General features: G+C 71.1%; 16 protein-coding genes. 12 read left to right on the top strand and 4 right to left on the bottom strand.

The window, feature by feature from the left end; genetic code table 11:
* The first annotated feature begins 18 nt into the window (after positions 1–18).
* From ACIBNA_RS02870 to era, 3 genes are all read left to right on the top strand, one after another.
* The gene (locus tag ACIBNA_RS02870) at positions 19–372 is read left to right on the top strand and encodes a cytidine deaminase (RefSeq protein ID WP_399163516.1); all 354 of its coding nucleotides are present in this window, start codon (positions 19–21) and stop codon (positions 370–372) included.
* A 172-nt stretch (positions 373–544) separates the two neighbouring features.
* Positions 545–1,021: a hypothetical protein gene (locus tag ACIBNA_RS02865; protein WP_399163515.1), complete on the top strand. Its 477-nt coding sequence runs from the start codon at positions 545–547 to the stop codon at positions 1,019–1,021.
* A 141-nt stretch (positions 1,022–1,162) separates the two neighbouring features.
* Entirely contained in the window at positions 1,163–2,125 is a 963-nt protein-coding gene (gene era / locus ACIBNA_RS02860; protein ID WP_399163514.1) for a GTPase Era, read from the top strand.
* 45 nt (positions 2,126–2,170) lie between these two features.
* Here the strand turns inward: era and ACIBNA_RS02855 are convergent, their stop codons facing one another.
* Positions 2,171–2,617, bottom strand: a complete 447-nt coding sequence (locus ACIBNA_RS02855; protein WP_399163513.1) for an ATP-binding protein — start codon at positions 2,615–2,617, stop codon at positions 2,171–2,173.
* Positions 2,618–2,866: 249 nt separating this feature from the next.
* Between ACIBNA_RS02855 and ACIBNA_RS02850 the strand changes: the two genes are divergently transcribed.
* The 3 genes from ACIBNA_RS02850 (at position 2,867) to ACIBNA_RS02840 (ending at position 4,933) form a co-directional block, all read left to right on the top strand.
* The gene (locus tag ACIBNA_RS02850) at positions 2,867–3,739 is read left to right on the top strand and encodes a helix-turn-helix domain-containing protein (protein ID WP_399163512.1); all 873 of its coding nucleotides are present in this window, start codon (positions 2,867–2,869) and stop codon (positions 3,737–3,739) included.
* Positions 3,736–3,987: a DUF397 domain-containing protein gene (locus ACIBNA_RS02845; RefSeq protein ID WP_399163511.1), complete on the top strand. Its 252-nt coding sequence runs from the start codon at positions 3,736–3,738 to the stop codon at positions 3,985–3,987. Before ACIBNA_RS02850 ends, ACIBNA_RS02845 begins: the two co-directional genes overlap by 4 nt.
* A 133-nt stretch (positions 3,988–4,120) precedes the next feature.
* Positions 4,121–4,933, top strand: coding sequence for an SAM-dependent methyltransferase (locus ACIBNA_RS02840; RefSeq protein ID WP_399163510.1), 813 nt, complete (start codon positions 4,121–4,123; stop codon positions 4,931–4,933).
* Here ACIBNA_RS02840 and ACIBNA_RS02835 read toward each other — a convergent pair.
* Genes ACIBNA_RS02835 through ACIBNA_RS02825 form a run of 3 tightly spaced genes read right to left on the bottom strand, consistent with a single transcriptional unit; the run spans position 4,923 to position 7,661 of the window.
* Positions 4,923–6,245, bottom strand: a complete 1,323-nt coding sequence (locus ACIBNA_RS02835) for a GH1 family beta-glucosidase (RefSeq protein ID WP_399163509.1) — start codon at positions 6,243–6,245, stop codon at positions 4,923–4,925. The genes ACIBNA_RS02840 and ACIBNA_RS02835 overlap by 11 nt on opposite strands.
* Before the next feature lie 58 nt (positions 6,246–6,303).
* Positions 6,304–6,570 carry a protealysin inhibitor emfourin gene (locus ACIBNA_RS02830; protein WP_399163508.1) on the bottom strand — a complete coding sequence of 89 codons (267 nt, stop codon included), beginning with the start codon at positions 6,568–6,570 and terminating at the stop codon, positions 6,304–6,306.
* Positions 6,571–6,590: 20 nt separating this feature from the next.
* Positions 6,591–7,661, bottom strand: a complete 1,071-nt coding sequence (locus ACIBNA_RS02825) for a M4 family metallopeptidase (RefSeq protein WP_399163507.1) — start codon at positions 7,659–7,661, stop codon at positions 6,591–6,593.
* 321 nt (positions 7,662–7,982) lie between these two features.
* Here ACIBNA_RS02825 and leuA point away from each other — a divergent pair, with 321 nt between their 5' ends.
* The 6 genes from leuA to ACIBNA_RS02795 all read left to right on the top strand — a co-directional run bounded on the left by leuA (position 7,983) and on the right by ACIBNA_RS02795 (position 16,063).
* The gene (gene leuA / locus ACIBNA_RS02820; RefSeq protein ID WP_399163506.1) at positions 7,983–9,704 is read left to right on the top strand and encodes a 2-isopropylmalate synthase; all 1,722 of its coding nucleotides are present in this window, start codon (positions 7,983–7,985) and stop codon (positions 9,702–9,704) included.
* Positions 9,705–9,890: 186 nt separating this feature from the next.
* Positions 9,891–10,589, top strand: a complete 699-nt coding sequence (locus tag ACIBNA_RS02815) for a TerB family tellurite resistance protein (protein WP_399163505.1) — start codon at positions 9,891–9,893, stop codon at positions 10,587–10,589.
* A gap of 185 nt (positions 10,590–10,774) precedes the next feature.
* Positions 10,775–12,865, top strand: a complete 2,091-nt coding sequence (locus ACIBNA_RS02810) for an MMPL family transporter (RefSeq protein ID WP_399163504.1) — start codon at positions 10,775–10,777, stop codon at positions 12,863–12,865.
* Between the two features lie 50 nt (positions 12,866–12,915).
* Positions 12,916–14,166 carry a sensor histidine kinase gene (locus ACIBNA_RS02805; RefSeq protein ID WP_399163503.1) on the top strand — a complete coding sequence of 417 codons (1,251 nt, stop codon included), beginning with the start codon at positions 12,916–12,918 and terminating at the stop codon, positions 14,164–14,166.
* Positions 14,163–14,825, top strand: coding sequence for a response regulator (locus tag ACIBNA_RS02800; protein ID WP_399163502.1), 663 nt, complete (start codon positions 14,163–14,165; stop codon positions 14,823–14,825). Before ACIBNA_RS02805 ends, ACIBNA_RS02800 begins: the two co-directional genes overlap by 4 nt.
* A gap of 53 nt (positions 14,826–14,878) precedes the next feature.
* Positions 14,879–16,063: an exo-alpha-sialidase gene (locus tag ACIBNA_RS02795; RefSeq protein WP_399163501.1), complete on the top strand. Its 1,185-nt coding sequence runs from the start codon at positions 14,879–14,881 to the stop codon at positions 16,061–16,063.
* Positions 16,064–16,153 lie beyond the last annotated feature (90 nt).

The following is a 16,153-nucleotide window of genomic DNA, read 5'->3' as shown; positions in this document are numbered from 1 at the left end:
CTTACGTATGCTCGGATCATGACCGACAGCAGCGCGCTCGACCCCGAGGACCGCAAGATCGTCACCCTGGCCCGCTCCGCGCGGGCCCGCAACGGCGTGCCCGAGGGGGCGGCCGTGCGGGACGAGACTGGACGTACGTATGTCGCGGGGACCGTGGCCCTCGATTCCCTGAAGCTCAGTGCCCTTCAGACGGCGGTGGCGATGGCAGTGGCCTCGGGTGCGAAGTCCCTGGAGGCCGCGGCCGTGGTGACGGAGGCGGAGACCGTGTCCGACGAGGACCGGGCGGCGGTACGGGATCTCGGTGGCGCGCGGACGCCGGTGTGGGTGGCCGGGCCCGACGGGACGGTGCGGACCACCGTGACCGCCGGCTGAAGTCTGCTGTAACCGGCGGTAATTAGGCGCGAATTCAACCTTGCCGCCGTCTGCCCCACGCGCATCAATGGGATCCGTATATTCCGACGGACCGTCAGGTTCGGCGCTCGCGTGACGTGCCCGCACTCACCTGCCGAGCGTCCCCCCCACACGGAAACGGAGCCGGAATCCCATGAGACGCAAGCGAATCGGAGCAGGCGCGGCCCTGGCGGCCGGGGCCCTCGCGGTCACCGGGCTCGCCTTCGCCCCCGCCGCACTCGCCGTCACCCCCCAGACGGCGACGATCAGCGCCGACTGCGGCACCTTCGGCAGTGGCGAGGCCACGCTCACGGCCAGCCAGGACGGCACCGCCGCCACCCTCACCGTCAAGTCATCCGCGATCACCGCGCCGATCGCCCTCGGCGAGGACTCGATCGCGTCCACGCTCACCCTGGTGAAGACCGGCGGCGGCACCGTCGACTTCACCGGCACTCAGAACCCGGCGATGGCCGCCGGCGCCCCCGTCGAGGTCGGCCCCCTCAGCGGCACCGTGGCCTCCGGCGACAGCCTGGAGGCCTTCGGCGGCTCGCTGAAGATGACCGTCTTCGGCATCACGATCACCTGCACGGCGACCGGGCCGCAGTCGCCGGGCCCGTTCGTGTTCGACTGATCCCCGGCGGGCCGGGCGCGCCCCGCAGCGCGTCCGGCCCGCGCTCGGCTGTCCGCGCCCGAGGCCGCTGCGGGGGCTCGGAACGGGTTCACCGGCCGGCGTTCGGGCGCCTGTGCGGCAGGGCTCCGTGGATCAGGGAGAATGGGCGCCATGAGCGTTCGTACCCAGTCACCCGAAGAGCCGGCCGAAGCTGTCCACAGGGCTGGCTTCGCCTGCTTCGTGGGCCGTCCCAACGCGGGCAAGTCCACCCTCACGAATGCTCTGGTCGGCCAGAAGGTGGCGATCACGGCGAACCAGCCGCAGACGACGCGGCACACCGTGCGGGGCATCGTGCACCGCCCCGACGCCCAGCTGATCCTGGTCGACACCCCGGGGCTGCACAAGCCGCGCACACTGCTGGGCGAGCGGCTGAACGACATCGTGCGCACGACGTGGGCCGAGGTCGACGTGATCGGCTTCTGCCTGCCGGCGAACGAGAAGCTCGGCCCCGGCGACCGCTTCATCGCGAAGGAACTGGCGTCCATCCGCAAGACGCCGAAGATCGCGATCGTCACGAAGACCGACCTGGTGGACGGCAAGACGCTCGCCGAGCAGCTCATCGCGATCGATCAGCTCGGCAAGGAGCTGGGCTTCGAGTGGGCCGAGATCGTCCCGGTGTCGGCGGTCGGGGACAAGCAGGTGAGCCTGCTGGCCGACCTGATCGTCCCCCTCCTGCCGGAGGGCCCGGCGCTCTACCCCGAGGGCGACCTGACCGACGAGCCCGAGCAGGTCATGATCGCGGAGCTGATCCGGGAGGCCGCGCTGGAGGGCGTCCGCGACGAGCTCCCGCACTCCATCGCCGTCGTCGTCGAGGAGATGCTCCCCCGCGAGGACCGCCCCGCCGACAAGCCCCTCCTCGACATCCACGCCTTCGTCTACATCGAGCGCCCCAGCCAGAAGGGCATCATCATCGGCCCCAAGGGCAAGCGCCTGAAGGAGGTCGGCATCAAGTCCCGCAAGCAGATCGAGGCACTGCTGGGCACGCCGGTGTTCCTGGACCTGCACGTGAAGGTCGCCAAGGACTGGCAGCGGGATCCGAGGCAGCTGCGCAAGCTCGGGTTCTGAGGGGCCCGGGCGGGTCATAGCGCCGTCGTGAGGTTCCCGGGCGCGTCATAACGCCGACGCCAGGCTCGCCCACACCGCGTTGCCGCCGGTGCGGGGCGAGCGGGTGACTCCCCAGCTGTCGGCTATCTCGCGCACGAGCAGCAGACCGCGGCCGCCCTCGTCGTCGAGACCGGGGCAGCAGTCGGGGATGCCGCGGCCCGTGAGGTCGCCGTCGTGCACCTCCAGCCGGAAGCGCTCGTCCGTCACCCGGCCGACGCCGCACAGGATCCGCTCGCCGGCCGTGTGCAGGACGGCGTTGGTCACCAACTCGGACACCAGCAGGACGGCGTTCGCGCACACCTCGTCGGGCACCTGCCACGAGACCAGCCGCGCCTGCGTGGCATGGCGGGCGACTCTCACGCTGGTCCGGTGGGGCGGCAGCTCCAGCCAGTGGGTGCGGCCCGGGCGCACCGCGTCCAGGAACCGGGGGGTGGAAGTCGTGTGGGGGGACACGGCGGTCGCCTTCCGTGGGGGGGCGGGCGCAGTCAAGGAAGGGGCGAGACGCGAAACGGACCGGCCGGAAAGGGGAGTTCGGGGTTCCGGCGCCGTGTTCACACAAGTAACTATGCTCGCAAAGCAGTTCACGCTGCAACCATCTGCCTGATAATTTCAGAAGGCGGGTATCGCTGCTCTGGTCGCTTGGCGGATTGATCAAGTCCCTGTCAGGCTTGCGCCGGTGACGACCCCCCCAGGAGGTACGGCGTGAACGACGGGCGATCAGGCACCGGCGCCGGCGCGCCCACCGTTCTCCGCATGATCCTGGGACGCCGACTCCAGGAGGCACGGCAGACCGCGGGCCTGTCCCTCGACGACGCGGCCAAGGCCCTGCGCGTTACGCCGCTGACCATCCGCCGCCTGGAGAAGGCCGAGGTCGGCCTGAAGATCCTCTACGTCGAGAAGCTGCTCCAGACATACGGGGCGGGGCAGCAGGAGATCGACGAGTTCGTCACCCTGGCCGAGCGGGCCAACGAGCCCGGCTGGTGGCACCCGTACCGCGATGTGATGCCGTCCTGGTTCACCGCCTACGTGAGCCTGGAGACCGGCGCCAGAACACTGCGCACCTATGAGCCGCAGTACGTCACGGGCCTGCTCCAGACCCCCGGGTACGCGCGAGCCGTGCTGCGCGGGGGCTTCCCGAACGACGACGAGGAGGACCTCCAGCGGCGCGTGGAGCTGCGGCTGCGCCGCCAGAGCCTGCTCACCAAGCCGGAAGCGCCCACTCTGTGGGTGGTGATGGAGGAGGCCGTGCTGCACCGGGTGGTGGGCGGCCCCGAGGTGATGCGCGAGCAGATCGACCGGCTCCTGGAGGCGTCCGAGCTGGAGCACGTCAGCGTCGACATCGTGCCGTTCGACGCGGGCGCCCACGTCGGGGCGTGCGCGCCCTTCACCTACTTCCGGTTCGAGGAGCGGGAGCTGCCCGACATCGTCTACAGCGAGATCCTCTCCGCGTCCGTCTACCTCGACCAGCGCGCCGACGTCGTGGCCCATCTGGAGGCCCACAACCGGCTGTCGCTGAAGACCTCGTCCGCGGACAGCAAGGAGCTGTTGAACCGTATGCGGAAGGAGTACTCATGACCATCACCGAGGGCGCCGTCTACAACGGGATGCCCGCGTCGGACCTCGGGGAACAGGGCTGGGAACGTCCGTGGAGCGGCCCCAACGGGGGCCAGTGCGTGGAGACGAAGCAGCTCGCCGACGGCCGCGTGGCGGTACGGCAGTCCGCCGATCCCGCCGGTCCCGCGCTGATCTACACGCCCGAGGAGATCACCGCGTTCGTCGCGGGGGTCAAGCAGGGCCTCGCCGACCATCTGACGGCCAACTGAAGATCCGCTCTCACGGCCAACTGAAGATCCGCTCTCAGCCCCCCCACTGAAGCCTCACCGGACCGCTCTCCCCCCTCTGAAGCCCCACTGAACCGCACTCGCACCACCACCCCCCACGAGAGGCACCCCCCCCATGACCCAGTCGCAGGCCGCGCGGGACATCGACACCAGCAGGCCGCACTCCGCCCGCATGTACGACTACTACCTCGGCGGCAAGGACCACTTCGAGGTCGACAAGCAGGCGGCCGAGCGAGTCGCCGCGGCCTACCCCGCCATCTTCGTCTGCGCCCGCGAGAACCGGGCCTTCATGCACCGGGCCACCCGCGTCCTCGCCCGCGAGCACGGCATCCGCCAGTGGCTGGACATCGGCACCGGCATCCCCACCGAGCCCAACCTGCACCAGGTCGCCCAGTCCGTGGTCCCCGACGCCCGGGTGGTCTACGCCGACAACGACCCCCTCGTCCTCAAGTACGCCGAGCGCCTGATGCGCAGCTCGGCCGAGGGCCGCACGACGTACATAGAGGCGGACGTCAACGACCCCCAGGCGCTCCTGAACGCCCCCGAACTGACCGAGGTCCTGGACCTCAGCCGCCCGGTCGCGCTCTCCCTCAACGCCCTGATGCACTTCGTCACCGACGCCCAGGACCCCTACGGCATCGTGCGCCGCCTGCTGGACGCCCTGCCCTCGGGCAGCGCCCTGGCACTGAGCCACTGCACGCCCGACTTCGACCCGTCCACCTGGCAGAAGGTCACCGACATCTACACCACGGCCGGCACCCCGGTGCAGTTCCGCTCCCGGGAGGACGTCGCCCGCTTCTTCGACGGCCTGGAGCTGCTCGACCCCGGCGTCACCGTCGGGCACCGCTGGCGGCCCGACTCCACCGACGGCGACGCCCCGACGGACGCCGAGGTCAGCCTGTGGACCGGGGTGGGCATCAAGCCGTAGTCCCCTGGACTCGCAGCACTTCCCGGTACCAGCGGTACGACGACTTCGGGGTCCGCTGAAGGGTCTCGAAGTCGACGTGCACCAGACCGAAGCGGCGGGCGTAGCCCTCCGCCCACTCGAAGTTGTCGAGCAGGGACCACACGAAGTAGCCGCGCACGTCGACGCCCGCCTCCAGCGCCCGGTGCAGAGCCCGGATGTGGCCGTCCAGATAGGCGATGCGGTCCTGGTCGTCGACGCCCGGGTACGAGCAGCCGTTCTCGGTGATGACGACGGGCGGGAGCCGGTCGCCGTAGCGGTCGTGGAAGGTGGTCAGGAGCTCGGTCAGGCCCTCGGGCACGACCGGCCAGCCGAAGTCGGTGACCGGGTGACCGGTGATCTCCCGGACGGCGAAGGGGAGTTCGGCGGGCATGGCGACGCCGCCGAAGGTGATGTCGGTGCCCTGCGGGGCACCCACCCGCGTCGGCGCGTAGTAGTTGACGCCGTACCAGTCGACCGGCTCGGCGATCACCTTCAGGTCGGCCTCGACGTCGCCGGGCATCAGCTCGCCGATGCCGTCCGGGTACCGGCCCAGCAGCACCGGGTCCGCGAACAGGCGGTTCAGGAGTACGTCGTAGAACTCGGCCGCCGCCATGTCCTCCGCCTCGGTCGACGCCGCCCAGGTCGGGCCGTGCGAGTTGGCGATGCCGATGTCCGTGGCGCCCGAGGCGCGCAGGGCCGCTGCGGCCAGGCCGTGGGCCAGCAACTGGTGGTGGGCGGCCGGGAGCGCGTCGAACAGCAACTGCCTGCCCGGCGCGTGCACGCCCAGGGCGTGGCCCAGCAGGGTGTGCTCGGCGGGCTCGTTGAGGGTGATCCACTTCGTCACCCGGTCCCCGAGGCGGCCGGCGACCAGCGAGACGTGGTCGGCGAAGCGCGCGGCCGTGTCCCTCTGAAGCCAGTCGAGGTCCGCCGGCAGATCCCAGTGGAACAGGGTCGGCACCGGGCGGACGCCCGCCGCGCACAGGTCGTCCACCAGCCGGTCGTAAAAATCCAGGCCCTTGTCCGACCGCACCCGGGGCCACGAGACGGAGAAGCGGTAGGCGTTCACGCCGAGGCCGGCCAGCAGTGCCACGTCCTCGCGGTGGCGGTGGTAGTGGTCGCAGGCCACCGCCGCCGTCGAGCCGTCCTTCACCCGGCCCGGCTCCGCCGTGAAGGCATCCCACACGGACGGCTCGCGCTCGTCCGCCGCGCCCTCGATCTGATGCGCCGAGGTCGACACGCCCCAGAGGAAGCCGGCCGGGAAGCGGGGGATCGGATTGCCTGCGTCAGTCGCCATGCGCTGGATCATCCGTACCGCCGGTAACGGAAGTCAACAGGCCGCCGTGGAGGAGCTGTTACGCACCCTCCTTCAGCACCCGCGAGATCAGCTTCCGTTGCTCGTCCGTCAGTCGCGGGTCCGCCGCGTACACCGTCTTCCCGTCCACGGTGAGCTGGTAGCTGAACCCGTCCGGAACCCCGATCGGCGGCGTGCTCCGGCCGTCGGCGACCGCCTGCTCGGCCAGTGCGTGCCATTCGGGGGCATCGGGGCGGCCGGAGGTGTCCACCTCGGCATGCCGCTCGATGCCCGCGAACCCGCCCGTGCGCCTCACCTGAATACGCATGGCACCTGTCTAGTACGGAACTACAGGGTCCGCACCCCGACCCGCTCCCAGGCCTTCGACACGGCGTCCAGTTCCTCCCCGTCGCCGTACCGCTCCCGTGCGGCCTTGACGGTGAGCGTGGCGAAGTCGGCGAACATCGCCTGCTCCTTCAGCTCGCCGCCGGTCAGCACGTCGTACCAGATCAGCCCCGCACGCTCCCAGGCGTGGCCGCCGAGGGCCGTGGCCGCCAGGTAGAAGGCGTGGTTCGGGATGCCCGAGTTGATGTGGACGCCGCCGTTGTCGCGGCCGGTGCGGACGAAGTCGTCCATCGTCGCCGGCTGCGGGTCCTTGCCCAGGACGTCGTCGTCGTACGCCGTGCCCGGCTCCTTCATGGAGCGCAGGGCCTTGCCCGTCACCCGCGGGGCGAGCAGGCCCGCGCCGATCAGCCAGTCGGCCTCGGCGGCGGTCTGGCCGAGCGTGTACTGCTTGATGAGCGAGCCGAAGACGTCCGACACGGACTCGTTCAGCGCGCCGGGCTGGCCGAAGTAGGTGAGGTTGGCCGTGTACTGCGTGACGCCGTGGACCAGTTCGTGGCCGATGACGTCGATCGGGATGGTGAAGTCGAGGAAGATCTCCCCGTCCCCGTCGCCGAACACCATCTGCTCGCCGTTCCAGAAGGCGTTGTTGTACTCGCGGTCGTAGTGCACGGTCGCGTCCAGCGGAAGGCCGTTGCCGTCGATCGAGTCGCGCCGGTACGCCTGCAGGAGCAGCTCGAAGGTGGCGCCGAGGCCGGCGTAGGCGCGGTTGACGGTGGCGTCCTTGCCGGGCTTGTCGCCCTCGCCCCGCACCTTGTGCCCGGGCAGGTCCGTGCCGTGCCGGGCGTCGTAGACCGTGCGGTGCGGCCTGGCGGGCTCGGCCCCGGCGGGCGGGGCCACGGACGGGGCGCCGACGACCGTGGTCAGCCGGCGGTGGGTGCGCTCCAGGGCGTCGCGCTCCAGGGTCCGGCGGGCGGGCCCGGCGAGCGCGGGCTCCTCGGCCTGGGCGAGCTTGTCGAGGACATGGGGTGGAACGATGGTGCAGAAGACGGGCTCGAAGCCCCCGTGAGTCGTCATGCCCGGCACCTTTGCACTGAGTGACGATGCTGTCACTAGTAGGCACCATGATTGGTGAAATACCGGGACAAGGGCCTTCACGCTCCGTGGCGAAGTGGTATAGCGCACTTTTTGTCCCGTATGTGCGTCCGGTCCCGCATACTGATACGGACCCGCGCACCCGGAGGGCCTCGGCTAGCATGCTGCGCATCATGCGTTTCGGGCTGCTTCTCCTTAGCTGCCGCGGCGAGGGCCTGTAGTCGAGGCCGACTCCCTCCCCGCGGAGCTTGGTGCTGCGTCGTCGGCCGTCCTTCCGGACACCTCCTGAGGAGCCCCCGCATCATGGCGAACCGCCAGCAGCCCAGTTCCATGCCGATCCACAAGTACGGCCGCTACGAGCAGGTCGACATCCCGGACCGGACCTGGCCGAACAACCGCATCACCACCGCCCCCCGCTGGCTCTCCACCGACCTGCGTGACGGCAACCAGGCCCTGATCGACCCCATGTCGCCCGCCCGCAAGCGCGCGATGTTCGACCTGCTGGTCAAGATGGGCTACAAGGAGATCGAGGTCGGCTTCCCGGCCTCCGGCCAGACCGACTTCGACTTCGTGCGCTCCATCATCGAGGAGCCCGGGGCCATCCCCGACGACGTCACCATCTCCGTACTGACCCAGGCCCGCGAGGACCTGATCGAGCGGACCGTTGAGTCGCTGAAGGGCGCCAAGCGCGCGACCGTCCACCTCTACAACGCCACCGCCCCCGTCTTCCGCCGGGTCGTCTTCCGGGGCTCCAAGGACGACATCAAGCAGATCGCCGTCGACGGCACGCGGCTGGTCATGGAGTACGCGGACAAGCTGCTGGGCCCGGAGACGGAGTTCGGCTACCAGTACTCGCCGGAGATCTTCACCGACACCGAGCTGGACTTCGCGCTGGAGGTCTGCGAGGCGGTCATGGACGTCTGGCAGCCCGGCCCGGGTCGCGAGATCATCCTCAACCTGCCCGCCACGGTGGAGCGTTCCACCCCGTCGACCCACGCGGACCGATTCGAGTGGATGGGCCGCAACCTCTCCCGCCGCGAGCACGTCTGCCTGTCGATCCACCCGCACAACGACCGCGGCACGGCCGTCGCCGCCGCCGAGCTGGCCCTCATGGCCGGCGCCGACCGCGTCGAGGGCTGCCTGTTCGGCCAGGGCGAGCGCACCGGCAACGTCGACCTGGTCACCCTGGGCATGAACCTCTTCTCCCAGGGCGTCGACCCGCAGATCGACTTCTCCGACATCGACGAGATCCGTCGCACGTGGGAGTACTGCAACCAGATGGAGGTCCACCCGCGCCACCCGTACGTGGGCGACCTGGTCTACACGTCCTTCTCCGGCTCCCACCAGGACGCCATCAACAAGGGCTTCGACGCGATGGAGGCCGACGCGAAGGCCAAGGGCGTCACGGTCGACGACATCGAGTGGGCCGTTCCCTACCTGCCGATCGACCCCAAGGACGTCGGCCGCTCCTACGAGGCGGTCATCCGGGTCAACTCGCAGTCCGGCAAGGGCGGTATCGCGTACGTCCTGAAGAACGACCACAAGCTGGAACTGCCCCGCCGGATGCAGATCGAGTTCTCGAAGATCATCCAGGCGAAGACGGACGCCGAGGGCGGCGAGGTCACGCCGAAGGACATCTGGGCGGCCTTCGAGGACGAGTACCTGCCCAACCCCGAGAACCCGTGGGGCCGGATCCAGGTCAAGAACAACCAGTCGACGACCGACACCGACGGCGTGGACACGCTGACGGTGGAGGCCACGGTCGACGGCCAGGACACCGTCCTGTCCGGCTCCGGCAACGGCCCGATCTCGGCCTTCTTCGACGCGCTCCAGTCCGTCGGCATCGACGTACGCCTGCTGGACTACCAGGAGCACACGATGAGCGAGGGCGCCTCCGCGCAGGCCGCCTCCTACATCGAATGCGCGATCGACGACAAGATCCTGTGGGGGATCGGAATCGACGCGAACACCACGCGCGCCTCGCTGAAGGCGGTCGTCTCGGCCGTCAACCGCGCGGCTCGCTGACCAGCCGTAGCGGGGGTTCATGGGCTCTGTCCGCCAATGTCCGGCGGGCGGAGCCCTGTCACTTATCGGCCAATCCCTGTGAGGGTCACGGAAAGGTCTCCTCCGGGGTACTGACTCCTCCTCATGGATGTGGCTAACATCACGCAAGCGCGGCGACGCTGCCGTGCGGCGTGACGGAGGTGCGACGTGCTGCCAGGACGGGGACGAAACGGCCATGCCGCCAGGTTTTCCAGCATCCTGGGCACCCGTACCGCGTGGACGCCCGCCGGTGACGGGGAGTTCTTCTGCCCCGGCTGCGGAGGCGACCGCAACTACCAGCGGCTGACCGGACAGCGCCGCTTCACCCTGCTCGGCCTGCCCGTGCTGCCGCGCGGCGAGACCGGACCGGTCGTGGAGTGCGCCGCCTGCCGCCGACACTTCGGCACGGACGTCCTCGACCATCCGACCACCACCCGCTTCTCCGCGATGCTCCGCGACGCCGTGCACACCGTCGCCCTCGCCGTGCTGGCCGCGGGCGGCGCCGGTTCCCGTACGGCGCTGGAGGCCGCGGTGCTCGCTGTGCGCGCGGCCGGCTTCGACGACTGCACGGAGGAGCAGCTGGCCGCCCTCGTGGAGGCGCTGGAGGCGGACACCGGCCGGATCACCGGGGAGCCGTGCGGCGCGGGGCTGGCCATAGAGCTGCACGAGGCGCTGGACCCGCTCACCCCGCACCTCGCCACGGTCGGCCGCGAATCGATCCTGCTCCAGGGGGCGCGCATCGCCCTGGCGGACGGGCCGTACACACCGGCCGAGCGGGACGTGCTCGCGACGGTGGGGGCGGCGCTCACCATCTGCTCGGACGACGTGACGCGGGTGCTCGCGGCGGCGGCACGTACGCCGTCGTAGAGCGGCGCCCCTGCCGGGCACCCCTCGGGTGTTACTCCACGGGCGTTACTCCCCGGGGAGTAATCCGCCGCCCGTACCGCCCTGTGCAGTAGCCCCCGACTCGGCCTCGGGCCCGACGAATCCGCCCCCGTGCGCCGGGAGTCTGGAGTCCGTTCCAGACACCCGGACCGGAGGGAGCACGAACAGTGGGGGACACAAGGAAAACCGCACGGCGGCGAGCCGTGCCCTGGGCGGTGGTCGGGCTGTGGCTCGCCGCCCTCGTGCTGGTCGGGCCGCTCGCCGGGAAGTTCGCCGGCATCCAGCAGAACCGCGCCGTCGACTACCTGCCCGACAGCGCCGACTCCACGCAGGTGGCGCGGATCCAGGACCGGCTCCCGGGAGGCGAGTCGACCGACCTGGTGCTCGTGTACCACCGGGACGGCGGTCTGACCGACGCCGACCGGCGCACGGCCGCCGAGCAGGTCGCCGAGGTGCGCGGCGCCTACGACCTGACCGGCGAGCCGCGGGGCGTGCCGTCCGAGGACGGCTCCACCCTGATGTACCCGGTGTCGAGCACCCAGCCGGGCCAGGACGAGGAGGCCCGGAACGCCTTCGTGGACGGCGTACGGGAGGTCGCCGAGGGCAGCGGCGGACTGAGCGTCGAGGTCGGCGGGCCCGGGGCGCTGAACACCGACATGGGCAAGGTGTTCGAGACGATCGACGGCACCCTGCTGCTGGCCACGCTCGCCGTCGTCACCGTCCTGCTGATCCTGATCTACCGCAGCCCGTTCCTGTGGCTGGTACCGCTCGCGGTCGCGGGCGTCGCCGCCGCCACCGCCATGGCCGCCGGGTACGGACTCCACGAACTGTTCGACGTCACCGTCACCGGCCAGAGCGGCGGCGTGATGACCGTGCTCGTCCTCGGCGCCGGCACCGACTACGCGCTGCTGCTCATCGCCCGCTACCGCGAGGAACTACGGCGCCACGAGCGGCCGTACGACGCCATGCGCACCGCCCTGCGCGGCTGCGGACCGGCCATCCTCGCCTCCTCCGGGACCGTCGCGGCCGGGCTGCTGTGCCTGCTCGCCGCCGATCTCAACAGCAGCAGCGGCATGGGGCCGGTCGGCACGGTCGGGGTGCTCGCGGCGCTGGTCGCCATGACGACCCTGCTGCCCGCCGTGCTGGTGCTGCTCGGGCGGCGGGTCTTCTGGCCGCTGATCCCCGCCTTCGGCAGCGAGCCCAAGGCCCGCCGGTCGCTGTTCGCCGCGATGGGGACTTCGGCGACGCGCCGGCCCGTCACCGTCCTGGCCGGCGGGGCCCTGCTGCTCGGCGCCCTCGCGCTCGGCACGCTGAACCTGTCCGGGAGCATCAAGCAGGAGGACTCCTTCACGGACCGGCCCGAGTCGATCACCGCGATGCAGACGCTGGCGCGGGAGTATCCGGAGCGCAGCAGCCGGCCGGTGACCGTCATCGCCCCCGACGAGCGGGCCGACGCGGTGCTGGACCGGGCCCGTACGACCGAGGGTGTCGCCGAGGTGGCCCCGGGGCGCAGCGGCTCGGGGTGGACCGAGATCGCGGTCTTCACGACTGCCTCGCCCGAGACTCCGGCCGAGACCCGGACCATCGAGGCCCTGCGCGCCGGGCTCGACCCCACGGGCGCCTACGTCGGCGGGCCCAGCGCGCAGCAGATCGACCTGGCCGACAGCGAGTCCCGGGACCGGAAGGTGATCGTGCCGCTGGTGCTGGCCGCGGTGTTCGTCATCCTGGTCGGTCTGTTGCGGAGTCTCGTCGCGCCGTTGCTGCTGTTGGCGGCCGTGTTGGCGGTGTGGGGTGCGGCCCTCGGCATCGGGGGCCTGGTGTTCGAGCCGGTGTTCGGCTTCTCGGGCAACGACCCCGGACTCGGGCTGCTGTCCTTCGTCTTCCTGGTCGCCCTCGGGGTGGACTACGGGATCTTCCTCATGCATCGAATGCGGGAGGAGTCGGTGAAGGGTGCGGAACCGGAGGCTGCCGCGCTCACCGCTCTGCGGACGACCGGTGGGGTCATCGCCTCGGCGGGGGTGGTGCTCGCGGCGACGTTTGCGGTGCTGACGACGCTGCCGATGGTGGGGCTGGTGGAACTCGGCTTCGTCATCGCGGTGGGCGTGCTGCTGGACACGTTCCTGGTGCGTACGTACCTGGTGACCACGGCGAGTGTGCTGCTCAAGCGGCGGATGTGGTGGCCGGGGAGGCTCTCCCGCGCGACGGAGCGGACGGCCCCGCCCCAGGAGCGGAAGCCCTTGGCCGCGAACGCCCCCTGACCGACCGACGGCGCCCCTCCTCTCCCGGAGGGGCGCCTTCCTGGCCCAGGATGATGCCCGTGCAGGCACCCAACACACCGTCGGCGACCTGGTCGCGGCCCGCGGAGCGGATCATGGCCGCGATCAACCGTGACCCCCTGACCGCCCCGCACGCCATCCGCAACGACGCGCTGCTCGCCGTTCTGACGGCCACGCCGGCCGTCGTCCTCGCGCTGTTCATCGACGACGGCCGCAGGCCCGACGCGCTCGGCTGGGCCCTGCTGCTGGTCTCCCACGTGCCGCTGGTGTGGCGCCGCCGCCGCCCGGTGCTCGTCCTGCTCGCCGTGGTGGCCTGCGTCTTCCCCTACCACTTCCTCGACTACCCGCACACCGCGGCCACCCAGGCCGCGTACGTCGCCCTGTACACCGTCGCCGTCACCGGCCGGCCGCTGCGCACCGTCCTGGTCGGCATCGGCGTCATCGCCTTGTCGGTGAGCGTGATGCTCACCATCAGCGCCCACGAGGCGCTGGGGCTGCTGAAGGCATCCGGTTGGGTCGTCGCCGTGCTGTTCCTCGGCGTCGACGTGCGCTTCTACCGCCAGTACGTCGCCTCCATCGTGGAACGCGCCGAACGCGCCGAACGCACCCGCGAGGAGGAGGCCCGGCGGCGGGTCGCCGAGGAGCGGCTGCGGATCGCCCGGGACCTGCACGACCTGCTCGCGCACAGCATCACCCTCATCGGCGTGCAGACCTCGGTCGCCGCCCACGTGCTGTCCGCCGACCCCGAGCGGCTCGACCGGGAGACCGTGGCCAAGGCGCTGGACGACATCGCCGAGACCTGCCGCAGCACCCGCGGGGAACTCCGTACGACGCTGGAGGTACTGCGCGAGCACGGTTCTGCGGACGCCCGCGGTCCGCTGCCAGGTCTCGACGGTCTGCCCGATCTGGCGGAGGCCGCGCGGCTCGCCGGCGCCCGGGTCGAGCAGACCGTACGGATACGGCAGGCGCCGCCCGCCGTCGGTGCCGCCGCCTACCGCATCGTGCAGGAGGCGCTGACCAACGCGGTACGGCACGCGGGACCAGAACCGGGCGTCCGTGTCGACCTGGTGGAACGGGAGGGCGCCCTGCACCTGTCGGTCAGCGACGACGGCACGGGACCGGCCCCGGGCGGCACCCCGGGCTTCGGACTCGTCGGAATGCGCGAGCGGGCGCGCAGCGTGGGTGGCACACTCGACGCCGGTCCGGGTGCGGACGGCGGCTTCGAGGTGACCGCCGTACTGCCGCTGACGAAGACGGGGACCACGGGGGAGGGGACCGGATGACCATCCGAGTGCTGCTCGCGGACGATCAGACGCTGGTGCGCGAGGCGTTCGCGATGCTCGTGGAGTCGGCCCGGGACATGGAGGTCGTCGGCCAGGCCGCCACCGGTCGGCAGGCCGTGCGACTGGCCCGCAGTGAGCGGGCCGACCTCGTGGTGATGGACATCCGCATGCCCGACCTGGACGGCATCGAGGCGACCCGGCTCATCGCGGCCGACGAGGACCTCGTGGGCGTCCGTGTCCTGGTCCTCACCACGTACGACACCGACGAGAACATCGTGGACGCCCTGCGCGCCGGCGCCTCCGGGTTCCTGGTGAAGGACACCAGGCCGGCCGAACTCCTCGACGCCATTCGTACCGTCGCTGCCGGGGAGTCCCTGCTGTCGCCCGGGCCCACGGCACGGCTGATCGAGCGGTTCCTGCGCAGCCCCTCGGCACCGGAGACCGGCGGGCCGGAGTGCCTGTCCGGCCGTGAGCGGGAGGTGCTGTCGCTGGTCGCGCGCGGCCTCAACAACACCGAGATAGCCGATGCCTTGGGCCTGAGCCCGCTGACCGCGAAGACCCACGTCAGCCGCATCATGGGCAAGCTGGCGGCCCGGGACCGGGCGCAGTTGGTCATCGTCGCGTACGAGTCGGGGCTGGTGACGCCGGGGAGCATCTGACGGACAGGCACGGTCCGACGCTCCTCACACTCCGTCATGCGTTCAGGAGAAGCATGAGACTCCTCAGTCGCACACTCCTCGTCACCACCGTCCTCCTCGCCCCGCTCACCGCCACGACCCCCGCCTCGGCCACCCCCGGCTGCACGTCCTCCGTCCCGTACGTCTCGGGCGAGGGCGGCTACGACACGTACCGCATCCCGGCCACGGTCACGACCGCCAAGGGCACCGTCCTCGCCTTCGCCGAGGGCAGACGCGGCGGTGCGGGCGACACCGGCGACATCGATGTCGTCCTCCGGCGCTCCGCGGACGGCGGCTGCACCTGGGGCCCGCTCACCGTCGTGGCCGCCGGGGACGGCGACACCCGGGGCAACCCGGCACCCGTCCTCGACCCGCGCACCGGCGCCGTCGTGCTCCTCACCTCCTACAACAGCGGTGAGGTGACGGAGGCCCAGATCATGCGCGGCCAGGTCACGCCCGAGCAGAGCCGCCGGGTGTTCGTGCAGCGCAGCCGGGACGACGGCCGGCACTTCACCCCGCCCCGCGAGATCACCGCGCAGGTGAAGGACCCGTCCTGGCGCTGGTACGCGACCGGCCCCGGCCATGCGATCGCCCTCACCCGGGGCCCGTACGCCGGCCGTCTGGTCGTCCCCGCCAACCACTCGGCGTCCCCGCCGGCCGGCTCCCCGGACACCGGCCAGGAACCCCGCTACTACGGCGCCCACGCGCTCCTCAGCGACGACGGCGGCAGGACCTGGCGGCCGGGCTTCGTCGACGACTCCTACGAGGGAACCCACAACGCCAACGAGTCCACAGCGGCCCAACTGCCGGACGGCAGGGTGTACTTCAACGCCCGGGACCAGCACGGCACCAGTGCGGGCAACCGTCTCGACGGTCATTCGAGCGACGGCGGCGCGTCCCTCGACCGCCCGTACACCGTGCAGCCCACCCTGAACGAGGTCCCGGTCGTGCAAGGCAGCGTCCTGCAACTTCCCGGCCGCAGCGGGCCCTTGCTGTTCTCCGGCCCGTCCGTTCCCACCGCCCGCCGGGCGATGGCCGTCTGGCGCAGCACGGACGGCGGCGCCACCTTCACCAAGGCGCTGACGCTCTCCCAGCAGCCGGCGGCCTACTCCGACCTGGTGCCGCTCGGCCGGAAGACGGTGGGGATCCTCTACGAGACGGGTGCCCGAGGGGCCTACGAGACGATCGAGTTCCGCCGCCTCCCGGCCGACGGGCTCTAGACCCGGATTTCGCACATGGGGTTTGAGGTGTCCAGCCAGCGTGGGCGGGTTTCATCGATGCCGAGTAGTTCGAGGAGGTGGGCTTGAACG

This window comes from Streptomyces sp. NPDC050164, assembly GCF_044459945.1.
GTDB lineage: Bacteria > Actinomycetota > Actinomycetes > Streptomycetales > Streptomycetaceae > Streptomyces > Streptomyces coeruleorubidus_A.
The sequence above is the reverse complement of the archived record's forward strand: the minus strand, read 5'-3'. Positions and strand labels throughout refer to the sequence as shown.